Here is a 14,058-nt window from a genome sequence, read left to right as displayed (position 1 = left end):
AGCAGATGAGCAAGGAACAACTCGCCAAGGTCGAAGCGATGCTCCGCCAGCCCCGGCCCGAGGGCCAGCGCTCCGTCGAGGAGCTGCGCGCCGGGTTCAGGGCACTCATGGACACGATGATCGTGCCGGACGACGTCCGTACCACTCAGACCACGCTCGGCGGCCGACCCGCCCTGCACGTCACACCGGACAACGGCGCGCGCCCGGGCACGATCCTGTACTTCCACGGTGGCGGCTTCGTCTTCGGCTCCCCCGAGACCGCGCTGTCGCTGACCGCGCAGCTCGTCTCGAAGACCGGGTTCGACTCGTACTCGGTGGACTACCGGCTGGCCCCCGAGCACCCGTTCCCGGCTGGTCTGGAAGACAACCTGAGCGCTTACCGCGCCCTCCTCGACAGCGGCCTGGACCCGTCCGCCATCGCGTTCGCCGGGGACTCCGCCGGCGGCGGCTACTCGGTCACCACCGCCCTGGCCGCCCGCGACGCGGGGCTTCCGCTGCCCGCCGTGATCGTGACCTTCTCCCCGGGCCTGGACGCCACCCGGACCGGGGAAAGCATGACGACCAAGGACGGCATCGATCCGATCTTCACCCGCGAGGCCGTGATGCACACCGGGGCCATGTACCTCGCCGGCCAGGACCCCGAGCAGCCCCTGCTCAGTCCGGCCCTCTTCGCCGACCTGACCGGGTTCCCCCCGCTCCTCATCCAGGTGGGCACCAACGAGATCCTCCTCGACGATTCCACCCGCCTCGCCGCCTGCGCACGCGACGCCGGAGTCGACGTCATCCTCGACATCACCGCCGACGCCCCCCACGTCTTCCAGGCCTTCGCCGGCGGCACCCTCGACGAAGCCGACCAGGCACTCGACCGCGCCGCCCTCTTCCTCACCCAGCACATCTCCACCCCCTGACGCCCCAACCGCACCAGTGCGACGGGGCATCACCCCGAGACCGCGGCCGTGTCATCGGCGGGCGTGCGCGGGCCCGGCATGGTCCGGGCGGTCAGGTCCAGGTCGAGGCGGCGAGGACTTGCTGCACGAGGAGGTCCGCCCCGCTCCGGTGCCGGCGGGCTCAGGCTGTGGCCAGGGCGAGGCGCTGGAAGGCCTGGGTGGTGCGGGGGTGGGCGAGCTCGTCCAGGAGGTGGCGCCACTCGGGGTCGGTGACGGTGGGGTGTGCCAGGTCCCAGGCGGCGAGCAGCGGGGCGAGGGTGCTCTCGGCCGAGGTCTCGCTCCGGTCGTCGGCGGTGGTGGTCGTCTTCGAGGACAGCGGCGACTTCATGGGACTTTCCTTCCGGACGGCGACTGCGAACCTCTGGGATCCGTTGGTTCAACGATGCCGTCGACCGGCTGCCGGAACCATGGGGTGCCCTACCGGGTCGATGGTGTAGGTGGCTGCACCCCGTGGGGTCCGGTTCCGGTTGTTCGCCAGGCGTATTTCCCGTTTCGGTTACAGGAGGCCCAGGTCGCCCAGTTCCTTGTGGAGGTCCGCCCGGGAGGTGTTCGTGGGGAGGGCGGAGGGTGAGGTGGGGGTCTTGTCGTCCGTGGGTGACTTTCGCCGGCGCTCGCGGAACAGCCATGCCCCCAGCAGGCCGCCGGCCAGGCCGCCCAGGTGGGCCAGCCAGCTGACGCCCGGGGTGCCGGGGACGGCCACCGTCAGCATGTAGGCGAAGGACGCCGCCATGACGATGCCGATGAGGGTGTCTATGAGGTGGCGGTCGAAGAGGCCGCGGACGACGACGTAGCCGAAGTAGCCGAAGATCAGACCGCTCGCGCCGACCGTGTCCGTGTGGGCGCCCTCGAAGAACCACACGGCGAGACCGCTGGTCACCGCCACCAGCAGGCTCAGGCCGAGGAAACGGACCACTCCCCGGTACGCGGCCAGGAAGCCGAAGATGAAGAGCGGGCCGGAGTTGCTCTCGATGTGCGCCCAACTCCAGTGCAGGAAGGGGGCGGTGAGGATGTGCGGGAGGGAGCCGAGATCGCCGGAGACCACGCCGTACTCGCGGGCCGGTGTGTAGTCGTCGGTGTAGTTGACCAGTTGGACCAGCCAGACGACCGCCAGGAAACCGAACATCACGAAGAACGCCTTGCGTGCCTCCGTGATCATCCGTTCGGGACTCGTCACCACCGTGCCCGTCGGTCTGTCCATGGTCCGTTCCTCCCCGTGCCCAACCCGTGTGGAATCCACGTCCATGATGGCGGTTTCCGCGTGTTGCACAATGCGGCGTGGAGCACGGCGGGCGGCCCCGCGTCAGTGCCGCCCCGCCCTCGGGCTGCGTCCCGGGCGCTGCTACGGCCGTAAGGGTGGAGAGCCTGACTGCTGTGAGCGGAGGGCGGGATCCCGGTGCCTTCGCCGGGGTCCCGCGTCTCTGCTCGTATCCCTGCTACGGCCGTCCTCAGCCGCACTGACACGGGCTGCCCGACTGGCAGCCGCAGCCGCAGCCCGAGCCGCAGCCGCAGGCGCCGATCAGCGTCAGGTTTCTGATCTCGGCGCGCTGCTCGGTCGGGCGTTCCTGGGTGGGGTCGGGCTGGGGAGTGCTCGGGGACTCGGCCATGGGTTCCTCCCGGAGGCTTGGGGCCGTACGGCCTGTGCCCATTGCACGCCCGCTGCGTCGGGCGCATCAACGGCGCACAGGCGCTTGCGCCCGCCCCGAACAGCCCCGAACAAGCCCGGGCGGCTCAGACAGAACCCGGGGCGACTCCGGGCAAGCCGTGGCGGCTCCGAGCAAGCCGGGGTCGTCCCGAGTGAACCGGTGTAGCTCCGAGCAAGCCGGGGTCGTCCCGAGTGAGCCGGTGGCCACGAGTCAGCCGTGGGGGCCCAGGCTCGATTAAGCGGTAGGCGGTAAGCCGTAAGCCGGGACTCGCCCGTCGAGCCGGGACTCGCCGGGCAAGCCCGGATCCGCCCATCAAGCCCGCGACCCGCCCATCAAGCCGCGACCCGCCGGTCAAACCCCGGCTTGCCGGTCAAGACCCGACCCGACCCGACCCGCCCCGCCCCGGTCCCTACGCCCCCTCCGGCCCCGTTGTCGGCTTGATGTCGGGCTGGATGTCCGGCTGGAGTTCGTCCGCGTGTTCGCCGGTGACCAGGAAGACGACGCGCTTGGCGACCGCCACCGCGTGGTCGGCGAAGCGCTCGTAGTAGCGGCCCAGCAGGGTGACGTCGACCGCCGTCTCTATGCCGTGCTTCCAGCGGTCGTCGATCAGGTGCTGGAACAGGGTGCGGTGCAGGAGGTCCATCTCGTCGTCGTCCTGCTCCATCTGGAGGGCGAGGTCGACGTCCTTGGTGATGATGCACTCCGCCGCCTTCGCCATCAGGCGCTGCGCGAGCTGGCCCATCTCCAGGATCGTGGCGTGCAGGTCATGCGGCACGGCGCGGCCGGGGAAGCGCAGCCGGGCGAGCTTCGCCACGTGCTGGGCGAGGTCGCCGGAGCGCTCCAGGTCGGCCGACATCCGCAGCGAGGTGACGACGATCCGCAGGTCGGTGGCGACCGGCTGCTGCCGGGCCAGCAGGGCTATCGCCTTGGCCTCGAGGTCGTGCTGTAGTTCGTCGACCCTCTGGTCGTTCTCGATGACGCTCTCGGCAAGCTTCAGATCGGCGTCGAGCATGCTGGTCGTGGCGCGCCCGATCGCCGACCCAACCAGCCGGGCCATCTCCACCAGGCTGTCGCCGATCGAGTCCAGTTCCTCGTGGTACGCGTCCCGCATCAGGGTTCCCTCTCGTACTTGTACGTCTCGTACGCTTCGTGCGTCGTCACGTCGCGTCTCGTCCGTCACGTGCGTCTCGAACTTCTGTACTTTGTTCTGAAGCTATTGGAGCCCATGAGGGCTCGTTCGAGCCATCGGAGCGTCTGCAGGAGCTCTTCGGGGTTCTCCTGAACCCCATGCTCAGACGGTCCGCCCCGTACGCGTCGGATTCCGCCACCTCAAATGAACCACCCCTGGCTCCAAGGTGAACTCTGAGCGACGAGTGTCCGAGGTCGCACCTCGATGGCTGTGGCCGGACCGGATCCCGTGCCTAACCTGGACGCATGGACGTGAACGCGGCGGTCGCCGCAGCGGCAGCGATCGCCGGGGTACTCACCGGTGTCATCGCCATGCTGGCGTTCCGCTGGAGTGAACGCGACCAGGCCCGCCCCACCCGCACCTCCCTGCACACCGACCCGATGCTTCCGCCGGGCGTGGACACGGTCCTCTCGGTGCTGCGCTCCTCGGCCGTCGTCCTCGACGAGGCCGACGCCGTCGTCAAGGCCAGCTCGGCGGCGTACGCCCTCGGGCTGGTCCGTGGCGGAAAACTGGCCATCGAGCCGATGCTGAAAATGGCCCGGGACACCCGCCGCGACGGCGAGATACGCCAGGTCGAGCTGGATCTGCCCCGGCGCGGGACCGGACGCGGGGAAGCCCTCGCGGTCTCCGCGCGGGTGGCCCCGCTCGGCTCCCGGCTCGTCCTCCTCCTCGTCGAGGACCTCACCGAGGCCCGTCGTATCGAGGCGGTACGACGGGACTTCGTGGCGAACGTCAGCCATGAGCTGAAGACCCCGGTCGGCGCGCTCTCCCTCCTCTCCGAGGCCGTCATGGACGCTTCCGAGGACCCCGAGGCGGTGGAGCGGTTCGCCGGGCGGATGCAGATCGAGGCCACCCGGCTGACGAATCTGGTGCAGGAACTGATCGATCTTTCGCGGGTGCAGAACGACGACCCGCTGGAGGACGCCGAGCCCGTCGGCGTCGACGAACTGGTCGCCGAAGCCGTCGACCGCTGCCGGCACCAGGCCGGCACCAAGCAGATCACCATGGCCGCCGGCGGCACAGCCGACCTGCGTGTCTGGGGCAACCGCGGCCAGCTGGCCGCCGCCCTCGGCAACCTGGTCGAGAACGCCGTCAACTACTCGCCCGCCCGCACCCGCGTCGGCATAGCCGCCCAGCGCGTGATCGCGTCCGGCGGCGACCTGATCGAGATCGCCGTGACCGACCAGGGCATCGGCATCTCCGACAAGGACAAGGAGCGCATCTTCGAGCGCTTCTACCGCGTCGACCCGGCCCGCTCCCGGGCCACCGGCGGTACGGGCCTCGGGCTCGCGATCGTCAAGCACGTGGCCGCCTCGCACGGCGGGGAGGTCACGGTGTGGAGCGCCGAGGGACAGGGCTCCACGTTCACGCTGCGGCTGCCCGAGGCGGGCGCCGCCCGCGACCGCGACCGGGCGCAGCAGCATCCGGACCTCGACGGCATCGAGAACACGTACGACCCTCACGACCCTCACGACCCCCACGACCTCAGCGACCTCAACGACGAGGACGTGCAGGACGACGGCGCCCGCCGCCACGCCACATCCCACGCCTCATCCCCCGATTCGACCGCGTATCAGACGCTTTCCGCCCCGGAGGTCCTTCCGTGACCCGAGTGCTCGTCGTCGAGGACGAGGAGTCCTTCTCCGACGCCCTGTCGTACATGCTCCGCAAGGAGGGCTTCGAGGTCGCCGTCGCGACCACCGGCCCCGACGGACTCGACGAGTTCGAGCGCAACGGCGCCGACCTCGTCCTCCTCGACCTGATGCTGCCGGGGCTGCCCGGCACGGAGGTGTGCCGGCAGCTGCGCGGCCGCTCCAACGTTCCCGTGATCATGGTGACCGCCAAGGACAGTGAGATCGACAAGGTCGTCGGGCTGGAAATAGGAGCCGACGACTACGTCACCAAGCCGTTCTCCTCGCGGGAGCTGGTCGCCCGTATCCGGGCCGTCCTGCGCCGCCGCGGTGAGCCGGAGGAGGTGACCCCGGCCGCCCTGGAGGCGGGTCCGGTCCGTATGGACGTCGACCGCCACGTCGTGACGGTCTCCGGCTCCAAGGTCGACCTTCCCCTCAAGGAGTTCGACCTGCTGGAGATGCTGCTGCGCAACGCCGGCCGTGTGCTGACCCGTATGCAGCTCATCGACCGGGTCTGGGGCGCCGACTACGTCGGTGACACCAAGACCCTCGACGTTCACGTCAAGCGCCTGCGCGCCAAGATCGAGCCGGATCCGGGGGCGCCGCGTTACCTGGTGACGGTGCGCGGTCTCGGCTACAAGTTCGAGCCGTAAGCCGTAGCCGTGAGCCGGCTTCCGGGGGTTCCTGGGTGCGAGTGCGAGGAGGGCGGTACCCCCGCGTGGGGTGCCGCCCTCCTCCGCGCTGTGTGTACGGCGCTCAGCCGGTCGTCGCCGTGTCCGACGACGTCGCCGACGGGGAGCCCGTGTCCGTCGGGCTGCCAGACTCGGAGCCTTCCCCGGTGGGGGACTCCGAGGCCGAGGGGGAGCCGGAGGCGGACTCCTCCGGAGCGCTCGGGACGTCGGTGGGGCCCCAGCTGGAGAAGTAGCTGTCGGCCGGGACGACGAAGGCCCGCAGGGTCACCGCGCCGGTGTCGCTGAGCGTGAAGGTGGTCTTCTGGGCGTTGCCGTCGAGGGAGTCCTCGCCGGAGTGCTCCAGGACGGCGGAGGCGTTGCCGTCGCCGCCGATGACGACGGAACCGCCGGCCGGGACGGTCAGCTTGCCCTTGCCCTCGGCGGGCGAGAGCTTCGCGGAGCCGAGGCCCTCGACGTCGATCGAGTCCAGCGTCTGGTCGGTACGACCGGTGTTGAAGATGGTCGCGGAGACGGCGACCGGGCCGCTGCCCGCCGGATCGGGCTGCGTGATGACGATCGCGTTCTGGATCTTGATGTCGCCGACGCTGGTGGCGGCGTTGTCCGGCTTGATCTCCAGCGTCTGGCTGTTGTTGCCTGCGCCGCAGGCGGCGAGCGTGGCGATCGAGAACGCTAGGGCGGATGCGGCGAGGGCGCCGCGTCGAAGGCTGCTGCTCACGGCGGCGGCATCTCCTTGAACGCACACGGGCGGCTCGCCTGGTGAATAAAGCCGCCCTAAGGGTCTGTCAGCGGCCTTAGGTTACCGAGCCGTTCCCGGGCCGCCGCACCCGACCCGCCTCTAGCGCGTTCCAGGGGGCTCCAGAGGCGCCACCGCCACCCTTCTCCCACCCCTCTCCCACCCTTCACGGCACTCACCAGTGACCCACCAGTCACATTGGCTTCGCTTCCGGTCTACTCATCGGTCTTCCCGGTCGTCCGTCATTCCGTAAAACCGCCTCCCGACTCCGCTCGCGGATTTTCCGTGAAGGAATGCGAGGCCGTGCTGAAATTGATCACCGGCGGTTCGGGCGCGGTCGTGATCAATTCCGGAAACCGCTCGTATCCGGCCAGGGACGCCGAACGGAGTAGCGGAAGTCGCACACTTGGAAGCGGACATATGTGGACGTTCGGCCGACTGGGCGGGTCTCCGGATGCGTGTAACGTACGGGTTTCCCTCCCCTTGGAGAGCCGCTCCGACCTGCGGATACCTGCTTCCGTGAGCCGTCCGAAGCACGTTCCTGTCGCTGTTGTCAAGCCCCGAGATATGCCCTGACCTGCGAAAACGCCATTCAGGAACCGCCGTTTCCGTGTTACTCTGGATAGCCACGGAAGGGGTACCTGTCACATGACGTTCAAGGTTGGCGACACCGTGGTCTATCCCCATCACGGGGCCGCGCTGATCGAGGCCATCGAAACTCGCCAGATCAAAGGCGTGGACAAGACCTACTTGGTGCTGAAGGTCGCCCAGGGTGACCTGACGGTACGTGTGCCAGCGGACAATGCGGAGTTCGTCGGCGTGCGTGATGTGGTCGGTCAGGACGGGCTGGACCGGGTCTTCGAGGTGCTGCGTGCGCCGTACGCCGAGGAGCCCACGAACTGGTCGCGTCGTTACAAGGCAAATCTGGAGAAGCTCGCCTCCGGCGATGTCATCAAGGTCGCGGAAGTCGTACGTGACCTGTGGCGTCGCGAGCGCGAGCGCGGACTGTCCGCCGGTGAGAAGCGCATGCTCGCCAAGGCCCGCCAGATCCTGGTGAGCGAACTCGCCCTCGCGGAGAACACCAACGAGGACAAGGCCGAGGCTCTGCTCGACGAGGTTCTCGCGTCCTGACGCCGGCGTCCTGACCTCGGCGGGAGCCGACCTCAGCAGCGCGTACGGAGAAGAACACCGAAATGCCGCGGTGCCCGATGACGTATTTCTCGTCGCCGGGCGCTGCGGCATGTTCGCGTCCGGATGCCGAGCGCCCTGCGTGACACGTGGCGACGCCCACTTCGCGTAGGGGTACGTAGCGAGTACGTACGTCCCAGCGGGCGTCCACTTCGGGGAAACCCCGATACTTTGCGTGCCGGGCCCGGAAGCGGCTCGACCGGCGCGTCACGGAAGGGTCCGGTCAAGGCGTCGCGCCCGGCACGCTGTCTCCGTACCCACGTAGGCCGAGCACACAAACCTGACAGGAACCGATGTCTGACGATTCGCGTCCCCCGACCGCGCCCTCCCGTACGGCCGCGGTGATTCCGGCCGCCGGAAAGGGCGTACGCCTCGGTCCGGGCGCCCCCAAGGCGCTCCGCGCGCTGAGCGGGACCCCCATGCTGATCCACGCCGTGCGCGCGATGGCCGCCTCCCGCGCGGTGTCCCTGGTCGTCGTCGTGGCCCCGCCGGACGGCGCCGCCGAGGTCAAGTCGCTGCTCGACGCGTACGCGCTGCCCGACCGCACCGACTTCGTCGTCGTCCCCGGCAGCGAGACCCGCCAGGAGTCCGTGAAGCTGGGCCTGGACGCGCTGCCGCCCGGCCACGACATCGTGCTCGTGCACGACGCCGCCCGTCCGCTCGTCCCGGTGGACACGGTGGACGCCGTCATCGAGGCCGTCCGCGCGGGCGCCCCGGCCGTCGTCCCGGCGCTGCCGCTCGCCGACACGGTCAAGGAGGTCGAACCGGCCGCGACCCCGGGCGACCCCGAACCGGTCGTCGCCACCCCGGTACGGGCCCGGCTGCGGGCCGTACAGACCCCGCAGGGCTTCGACCGCGCGACCCTGATCCGCGCCCACGAGACGGTCACCGAGGACGTCACCGACGACGCGAGCATGGTCGAGCAGCTCGGCCTGACGGTGGTGGTCGTCCCCGGCCACGAGGAGGCCTTCAAGGTGACCCGCCCGCTCGACCTGGTCCTCGCGGAGGCGGTCCTGGCCCGCAGGAGGCTCAACGATGGCTTCTGAAGCGTCTGATGTCCGGCTGCCGCCGGGTGGGCCCTACGTGCTTCCCCAGGTCGGCATCGGCACCGACATCCACGCCTTCGAGGAGGGCCGTGAGCTGTGGTGCGCGGGGCTGAGGTGGGAGGGCGAGGGCCCGGGCCTGGCCGGCCACAGCGACGCGGACGTCGTCGCGCACGCCGCCTGCAACGCGCTCTTCTCGGCGGCGGGCCTGGGGGACCTCGGGCAGCACTTCGGCACGGGCCGTCCCGAGTGGTCCGGCGCCTCCGGGGTGACGCTGCTGACGGAGGCGGCGCGGATCGTGGGCGAGGCGGGCTTCGTCATCGGGAACATCGCCGTACAGGTCGTCGGCCCGAGGCCGAAGATCGGGAAGCGGCGGGACGAGGCGCAGAAGCTGCTGTCGGAGGCGGCCGGAGCGCCGGTGTCCGTGTCGGGCGCGACCACGGACGGACTCGGCTTCCCGGGCCGGGGCGAGGGGCTGATGGCGGTGGCCACGGCGTTGGTGGTCAGACAGGGGTGAGTACAACCCCCACCGCCCACTACCCTGGAGTCGTGACTATTCGCCTGTACGACACCAGCGCCCGGCAGATCCGTGACTTCATCCCGCTCACGCCGGGTTGTGTCTCGATCTACCTCTGTGGCGCCACCGTGCAGGCGGCCCCGCACATCGGACACATCCGCTCGGGTCTGAACTTCGACATCATGCGCCGCTGGTTCGAGTACCGCGGCTACGACGTCACGTTCATCCGCAACGTCACCGACATCGACGACAAGATCATCGTCAAGTCGTACGACCAGGGCCGCCCCTGGTGGTCCATCGGGTACGACAACGAGCGCGCGTTCAACGACGGTTACCAGGCCCTGGGCTGCCTCCCGCCGACGTACGAGCCGCGTGCCACCGGGCACGTGCCCGAGATGATCGAGATGATGCGCGGTCTCATCGAGCGCGGTCACGCCTACGAGGCGGACGGCAGCGTCTACTTCGACGTGCGCTCCTACCCCGGTTACCTGGCGCTGTCCAACCAGGACATCGACGATCTGCGCCAGCCCACCGAGGAGGGCATCACCGGCAAGCGCGACTCCCGCGACTTCGCCATGTGGAAGGCGACCAAGCCGGGCGAGCCCGACTGGGAGACGCCCTGGGGACGCGGCCGGCCCGGCTGGCACCTGGAGTGCTCGGCGATGGCCCACAAGTACCTGGGCTCCGCCTTCGACATCCACGGCGGCGGCCTCGACCTGATCTTCCCGCACCACGAGAACGAGATCGCCCAGGCCAAGGCCTACGGCGACGACTTCGCCTCGTACTGGGTGCACAACGCCTGGGTCACCATGAGCGGCGAGAAGATGTCGAAGTCGCTCGGGAACTCGGTGCTCGTGTCCGAGATGGTCAAGCAGTGGCGGCCGATCGTGCTGCGCTACTACCTCGGCACCCCGCACTACCGCTCGATGATCGAGTACAGCGAGGAGGCGCTGCGCGAGGCCGAGTCGGCGTTCGCGCGGATCGAGGGCTTCGCACAGCGTGTGGTCGAGCTCGCGGGGGGTGCTGTCGAACCCGCCGCCGAGGTGCCGCCGGCGTTCGCCGAGGCGATGGACGACGACCTGGGTGTCCCGCAGGCGCTCGCCGTCGTGCACACGACGGTACGGCAGGGCAACTCCGCGCTCGCCGCCGACGACAAGGAAGCCGCGGTGGCCCGCCTCGCCGAGGTGCGCGCGATGCTCGGCGTCCTCGGACTCGACCCGCTCGACCCGCACTGGGCCGGCGAGGGCGAGAAGGGCGAGGATCTGCACGGCGTCGTCGACAGCCTCGTACGTCTGGTTCTCGACCAGCGGGAGGCGGCGCGCGCGCGGAAGGACTGGGCGACCGCGGACGCCATCCGTGACCAGCTCAACCAGTCCGGACTGACCATCGAGGACGGCCCGCAGGGGCCACGCTGGACGCTCGCTCCGCGCTAGCCGCCGGTGGATGGTCCTTGATCGATTGTGCCGCCCGGCCTTCCGGGCGGCACACTGCATAGACGTACGAACGACTCCGTAGAAACTCCGTAGAGAACAGGTAGGTCATGGCAGCCAACAACCGCCGCATGTCCGGCAAGAAGGGCGCGCAGGTCGGCAGTGGCGGCCAGCGGCGCCGGGGCCTGGAAGGCAAGGGGCCGACCCCGCCCGCCGAGATGCGCAAGGGGCACAAGAAGAACCGCATCGCCGGCGCCAAGGCCAAGCAGGTCCAGCGCCGTCCGGTGGTCCGCGGCCGGGGCGGCAAGGGCACGTCCGAGATGGTCGTGGGCCGCAACCCGGTCGTCGAGGCGCTGCGCGAGGGTGTGCCCGCCTCCACCCTCTACGTCCAGCAGTTCATCGACAACGACGAGCGGGTGCGCGAGGCGCTGCAGCTCGCGGCCGAGCGCGGCGGCATCAACCTCATGGAGGCGCCGCGCCCCGAGCTGGACCGGATGACCAACGGCCTCAACCACCAGGGGCTCGTCCTCCAGGTCCCGCCGTACGAGTACGCGCACCCCGAGGACCTGGTCGGCGCCGCCCACGACCACGGCGAGGACCCGCTGATCGTCGCCCTCGACGGGGTGACGGACCCGCGCAACCTGGGTGCCGTCGTCCGCTCGGTCACCGCGTTCGGCGGCCACGGTGTCGTCGTCCCCGAGCGGCGCGCGGCCGGGATGACCGCCGGTGCCTGGAAGACGTCCGCCGGTACGGCCGCCCGTACGCCCGTCGCCCGCGCCACCAACCTCACCCGCGCGCTGGAGGCCTACAAGAAGGCCGGCATCGCGGTGGTCGGCCTGGCCGCCGACGGCGAGGCCGAGATCGGCGAACTGGACGCCCTGGACGGCCCGGTCGTCATCGTCGTCGGCAGCGAGGGCAAGGGCCTGTCGAGGCTGGTCGGCGAGACCTGCGACCACCGCGTGCGGATCCCGATGCCGGGTGGCGCGGAATCGCTCAACGCCGGTGTGGCGGCGGGGATCGTGCTGTACGAGGCGGCTCGGCGCCGGGCCTGAACGGGCTTCCGGACGGTCACTCCGACGGGTTAACCGCGGCGGGTCGTGGCAGGTGGTGCAACCTTGACGGAGCCCGGACAGATCCGGCGGGTCAAAGCAGTGTCCTAAACACACGTCACTCGGTTAGATGAGTGTGGACACCAGAACACCCCGCACACCCACGGGGGACCGCTCGTCGGGATTCAACTCCGGATTCGGTTCCGGATTCGATTCCGGATTCGACGACGCTCCCGCGCTGAGCATGGTGAAGGTGCCGAGCGATCCGGCGCAGATCATCGTCAATCACGTGAGCTTCCGCGTGCGGCTCGGCTCGTCGGCGCGGCGCAGCCAGTCTCCGCGGATCTCCCGGCACCCGAGCGCCGCCGAGGACACGGCGCGCATCCCCGTCGTCGGGACGGCGGGCAGAGCGGGCGCCGCTTCCGGTGCCCGCCGCCGGCCGGTCGTCTGGAGCGGCCAGACCGCCCCGGACGACACCGGCGCCCACCGTCTGCTCCAGGCGGTGCGGGCGGGCAGTGTGGGCCACGGCGAACCGGTCCCGGCCGACGCCGGCGCCACCCAGGTCATCCCCCGCGTCGGAGACGGCTACGGCGGCGGTGGGGGGTACGCCGGGGACGGTTACGACGGCGGCCTCGCCGCGCAGACCCTCGAGACCCCGGTCGTCGGCGCCCAGCGCGCCCCGGTCGCCGGCGAGAACCGCCTGCTGCCGAACATGCGCACCGTGGGCAGCGCCTACGACGAACCCGCCTACGACCAACCCGCCTACGACGACGCCGAGTTCGAGGACTTCGGGGATCCGATCGCGGAGGCGGACGGCGAGCCGCGCAGCCACCGGCGGCAGGCCTACGACCCCGCACGGCACGCCTACTTCCCCGGCCGCCGGATGAACCTGGGCGTGGTCCTCCTCCCGCTCCGCGTCTTCCTCGGCTTCATCTCGGTCTACGCCGGCATGGGCAAGCTGTGCGACCCCGTCTACTTCGACGGCGGCAAGCGCGGCTCCATGGTGAAGTGGCTCAACACCCTGCACCCCTGGGAAGTCGCCGAACCACTGCGGCAGTTGGCCCTGCAGCACCCCGTCGGCTCCGGGCTCGTCATCGCCTTCCTCCAGGTCGTCGTGGGCGTCCTCACGGTCCTGGGGTGCTGGCAGCGGGTCGCGGCCGTCGTGGGCGCGCTGCTGTCGGCGGCGCTCATCGTCACCGTCAGCTGGAAGACCGTCCCGGTCTACGACACCCCCGACATCATCTACCTCGCCGCCTGGTCGCCGCTGATCATCGCCGGCGCCCCCGTCTACTCCATCGACGGCCGGCTCGCCGCCGGTGCCTGGCGGCGCCTCGGCCCCCGCGCCGACCTGTGGGAGCTGCGCCGGTACGTACTGCGCCGCGGCGCCCTGGTCACCGCGATCGCCGTGGGCCTGACGCTGCTCGTCGGCTCCCTCCTCGGCGGTGCCGTCCGCAGTGCCGACCGGGTGGTCGTGCCCGGTCCCGGCGAGGCGCCGCGCAACCAGTTGCCCGGCTCCCCGCTCCCGGAGGAGTCCGGCACGCACCGGGCGTCGTCCAGCGAGCCCGCCGCGTCCACCGCGCCGACCGAGAGCACGCCGACCGCCGAGGCCGCGCCGACGGCCGGCACGGACAGCGCGCCGGCCGCCCGGGACACGGGCACCGGCGGCGCCACGGCGGGTGCGCCGAGCCAGACCCAGGGCAGTGCGGGGCAGGCTCCGCCGCCGCAGCCCGCGCCGGTGGAGCAGGCGCCCAGCACCAGTGCGGGGCCGACTTCCGGCGGCGCGGATGCCTCCGGCGGTGCGGGGGGTGGGGCTGAGGAGGGGGGCTCGTCGACTTCCTCGGGTCAGCCGGGGCTGGTGGGGGGGTTGCTGGGGTAGCGGCTTTCGACTAGCGGCTTTCGTTTGACGGCTTTCGTTGTCGGGTGCGGGGCGGTGGGGGCTGGTCGCGCAGTTCCCCGCGCCCCTAAGACGGCGATGGGGGTGCCGGGCGCTTTTCAG

General features: G+C 70.6%; 14 protein-coding genes. 9 read left to right on the top strand and 5 right to left on the bottom strand.

Annotated elements, in window-relative coordinates; genetic code table 11:
• Positions 1-5 precede the first annotated feature (5 nt).
• Entirely contained in the window at positions 6-908 is a 903-nt protein-coding gene (locus ACFPIH_RS39685) for an alpha/beta hydrolase (RefSeq protein WP_381182991.1), read from the top strand.
• Between the two features lie 160 nt (positions 909-1,068).
• Here the strand turns inward: ACFPIH_RS39685 and ACFPIH_RS39680 are convergent, their stop codons facing one another.
• The 4 genes from ACFPIH_RS39680 to phoU all read right to left on the bottom strand — a co-directional run bounded on the left by ACFPIH_RS39680 (position 1,069) and on the right by phoU (position 3,701).
• A complete protein-coding gene (locus ACFPIH_RS39680) occupies positions 1,069-1,275 on the bottom strand; it encodes a hypothetical protein (RefSeq protein WP_381182993.1) in 207 nt (68 codons plus the stop codon).
• Between the two features lie 168 nt (positions 1,276-1,443).
• Positions 1,444-2,145: a rhomboid family intramembrane serine protease gene (locus ACFPIH_RS39675; RefSeq protein ID WP_381182995.1), complete on the bottom strand. Its 702-nt coding sequence runs from the start codon at positions 2,143-2,145 to the stop codon at positions 1,444-1,446.
• A gap of 247 nt (positions 2,146-2,392) precedes the next feature.
• Positions 2,393-2,551 (bottom strand): hypothetical protein, encoded by a 159-nt coding sequence (locus ACFPIH_RS39670; protein ID WP_381182997.1) that lies wholly within the window; start codon positions 2,549-2,551, stop codon positions 2,393-2,395.
• Positions 2,552-2,999: 448 nt separating this feature from the next.
• Positions 3,000-3,701, bottom strand: coding sequence for a phosphate signaling complex protein PhoU (gene phoU, locus ACFPIH_RS39665; RefSeq protein ID WP_381182998.1), 702 nt, complete (start codon positions 3,699-3,701; stop codon positions 3,000-3,002).
• A gap of 323 nt (positions 3,702-4,024) precedes the next feature.
• Here phoU and phoR point away from each other — a divergent pair, with 323 nt between their 5' ends.
• Both phoR and phoP read left to right on the top strand, forming a co-directional pair.
• Complete coding sequence (gene phoR / locus ACFPIH_RS39660) at positions 4,025-5,386, top strand: two-component system sensor histidine kinase PhoR (protein ID WP_381183000.1); 1,362 nt, start codon at positions 4,025-4,027, stop codon at positions 5,384-5,386.
• A 5-nt stretch (positions 5,387-5,391) separates the two neighbouring features.
• Positions 5,392-6,063: a two-component system response regulator PhoP gene (gene phoP / locus ACFPIH_RS39655; protein ID WP_004000192.1), complete on the top strand. Its 672-nt coding sequence runs from the start codon at positions 5,392-5,394 to the stop codon at positions 6,061-6,063.
• A 103-nt stretch (positions 6,064-6,166) separates the two neighbouring features.
• Here the strand turns inward: phoP and ACFPIH_RS39650 are convergent, their stop codons facing one another.
• Positions 6,167-6,817: a copper chaperone PCu(A)C gene (locus ACFPIH_RS39650; protein ID WP_381183002.1), complete on the bottom strand. Its 651-nt coding sequence runs from the start codon at positions 6,815-6,817 to the stop codon at positions 6,167-6,169.
• A gap of 666 nt (positions 6,818-7,483) precedes the next feature.
• On the opposite strand from ACFPIH_RS39650, the gene ACFPIH_RS39645 reads away from it, so the two are divergent.
• From ACFPIH_RS39645 to ACFPIH_RS39620, 6 genes are all read left to right on the top strand, one after another.
• Positions 7,484-7,966 carry a CarD family transcriptional regulator gene (locus tag ACFPIH_RS39645; protein WP_003953493.1) on the top strand — a complete coding sequence of 161 codons (483 nt, stop codon included), beginning with the start codon at positions 7,484-7,486 and terminating at the stop codon, positions 7,964-7,966.
• Positions 7,967-8,316: 350 nt separating this feature from the next.
• Positions 8,317-9,069, top strand: a complete 753-nt coding sequence (ispD, locus tag ACFPIH_RS39640; protein WP_381183004.1) for a 2-C-methyl-D-erythritol 4-phosphate cytidylyltransferase — start codon at positions 8,317-8,319, stop codon at positions 9,067-9,069.
• Positions 9,059-9,583 carry a 2-C-methyl-D-erythritol 2,4-cyclodiphosphate synthase gene (gene ispF / locus ACFPIH_RS39635; protein WP_381183006.1) on the top strand — a complete coding sequence of 175 codons (525 nt, stop codon included), beginning with the start codon at positions 9,059-9,061 and terminating at the stop codon, positions 9,581-9,583. Before ispD ends, ispF begins: the two co-directional genes overlap by 11 nt.
• Before the next feature lie 32 nt (positions 9,584-9,615).
• Positions 9,616-11,016: a cysteine--tRNA ligase gene (cysS, locus tag ACFPIH_RS39630; RefSeq protein WP_381183008.1), complete on the top strand. Its 1,401-nt coding sequence runs from the start codon at positions 9,616-9,618 to the stop codon at positions 11,014-11,016.
• A 107-nt stretch (positions 11,017-11,123) separates the two neighbouring features.
• A complete protein-coding gene (gene rlmB, locus ACFPIH_RS39625) occupies positions 11,124-12,065 on the top strand; it encodes a 23S rRNA (guanosine(2251)-2'-O)-methyltransferase RlmB (RefSeq protein WP_381183010.1) in 942 nt (313 codons plus the stop codon).
• Between the two features lie 127 nt (positions 12,066-12,192).
• Positions 12,193-13,938, top strand: coding sequence for a DoxX family membrane protein (locus tag ACFPIH_RS39620; RefSeq protein ID WP_381183012.1), 1,746 nt, complete (start codon positions 12,193-12,195; stop codon positions 13,936-13,938).
• Positions 13,939-14,058 lie beyond the last annotated feature (120 nt).

The sequence above is a fragment of the Streptomyces vulcanius genome (assembly GCF_042653945.1).
In the GTDB taxonomy this organism is placed as follows: Bacteria; Actinomycetota; Actinomycetes; order Streptomycetales; family Streptomycetaceae; genus Streptomyces; species Streptomyces mangrovi.
Note: the sequence above shows the minus strand (reverse complement) of the source record. Positions and strands in the feature narration are given on the sequence as shown.

Bases quoted from the DNA above. Each gene is read 5' to 3' on its own strand.
- ACFPIH_RS39685 (WP_381182991.1), top strand. From the start codon at position 6: ATGAGCAAGGAACAACTCGCCAAGGTCGAAGCGATGCTCCGCCAGCCC.
- ACFPIH_RS39680 (WP_381182993.1), bottom strand. From the start codon at position 1,275: ATGAAGTCGCCGCTGTCCTCGAAGACGACCACCACCGCCGACGACCGG.
- ACFPIH_RS39675 (WP_381182995.1), bottom strand. From the start codon at position 2,145: ATGGACAGACCGACGGGCACGGTGGTGACGAGTCCCGAACGGATGATC.
- ACFPIH_RS39670 (WP_381182997.1), bottom strand. From the start codon at position 2,551: ATGGCCGAGTCCCCGAGCACTCCCCAGCCCGACCCCACCCAGGAACGC.
- phoU (WP_381182998.1), bottom strand. From the start codon at position 3,701: ATGCGGGACGCGTACCACGAGGAACTGGACTCGATCGGCGACAGCCTG.
- phoR (WP_381183000.1), top strand. From the start codon at position 4,025: ATGGACGTGAACGCGGCGGTCGCCGCAGCGGCAGCGATCGCCGGGGTA.
- ACFPIH_RS39645 (WP_003953493.1), top strand. From the start codon at position 7,484: ATGACGTTCAAGGTTGGCGACACCGTGGTCTATCCCCATCACGGGGCC.
- ispD (WP_381183004.1), top strand. From the start codon at position 8,317: ATGTCTGACGATTCGCGTCCCCCGACCGCGCCCTCCCGTACGGCCGCG.
- ispF (WP_381183006.1), top strand. From the start codon at position 9,059: ATGGCTTCTGAAGCGTCTGATGTCCGGCTGCCGCCGGGTGGGCCCTAC.
- rlmB (WP_381183010.1), top strand. From the start codon at position 11,124: ATGGCAGCCAACAACCGCCGCATGTCCGGCAAGAAGGGCGCGCAGGTC.
- ACFPIH_RS39620 (WP_381183012.1), top strand. From the start codon at position 12,193: ATGAGTGTGGACACCAGAACACCCCGCACACCCACGGGGGACCGCTCG.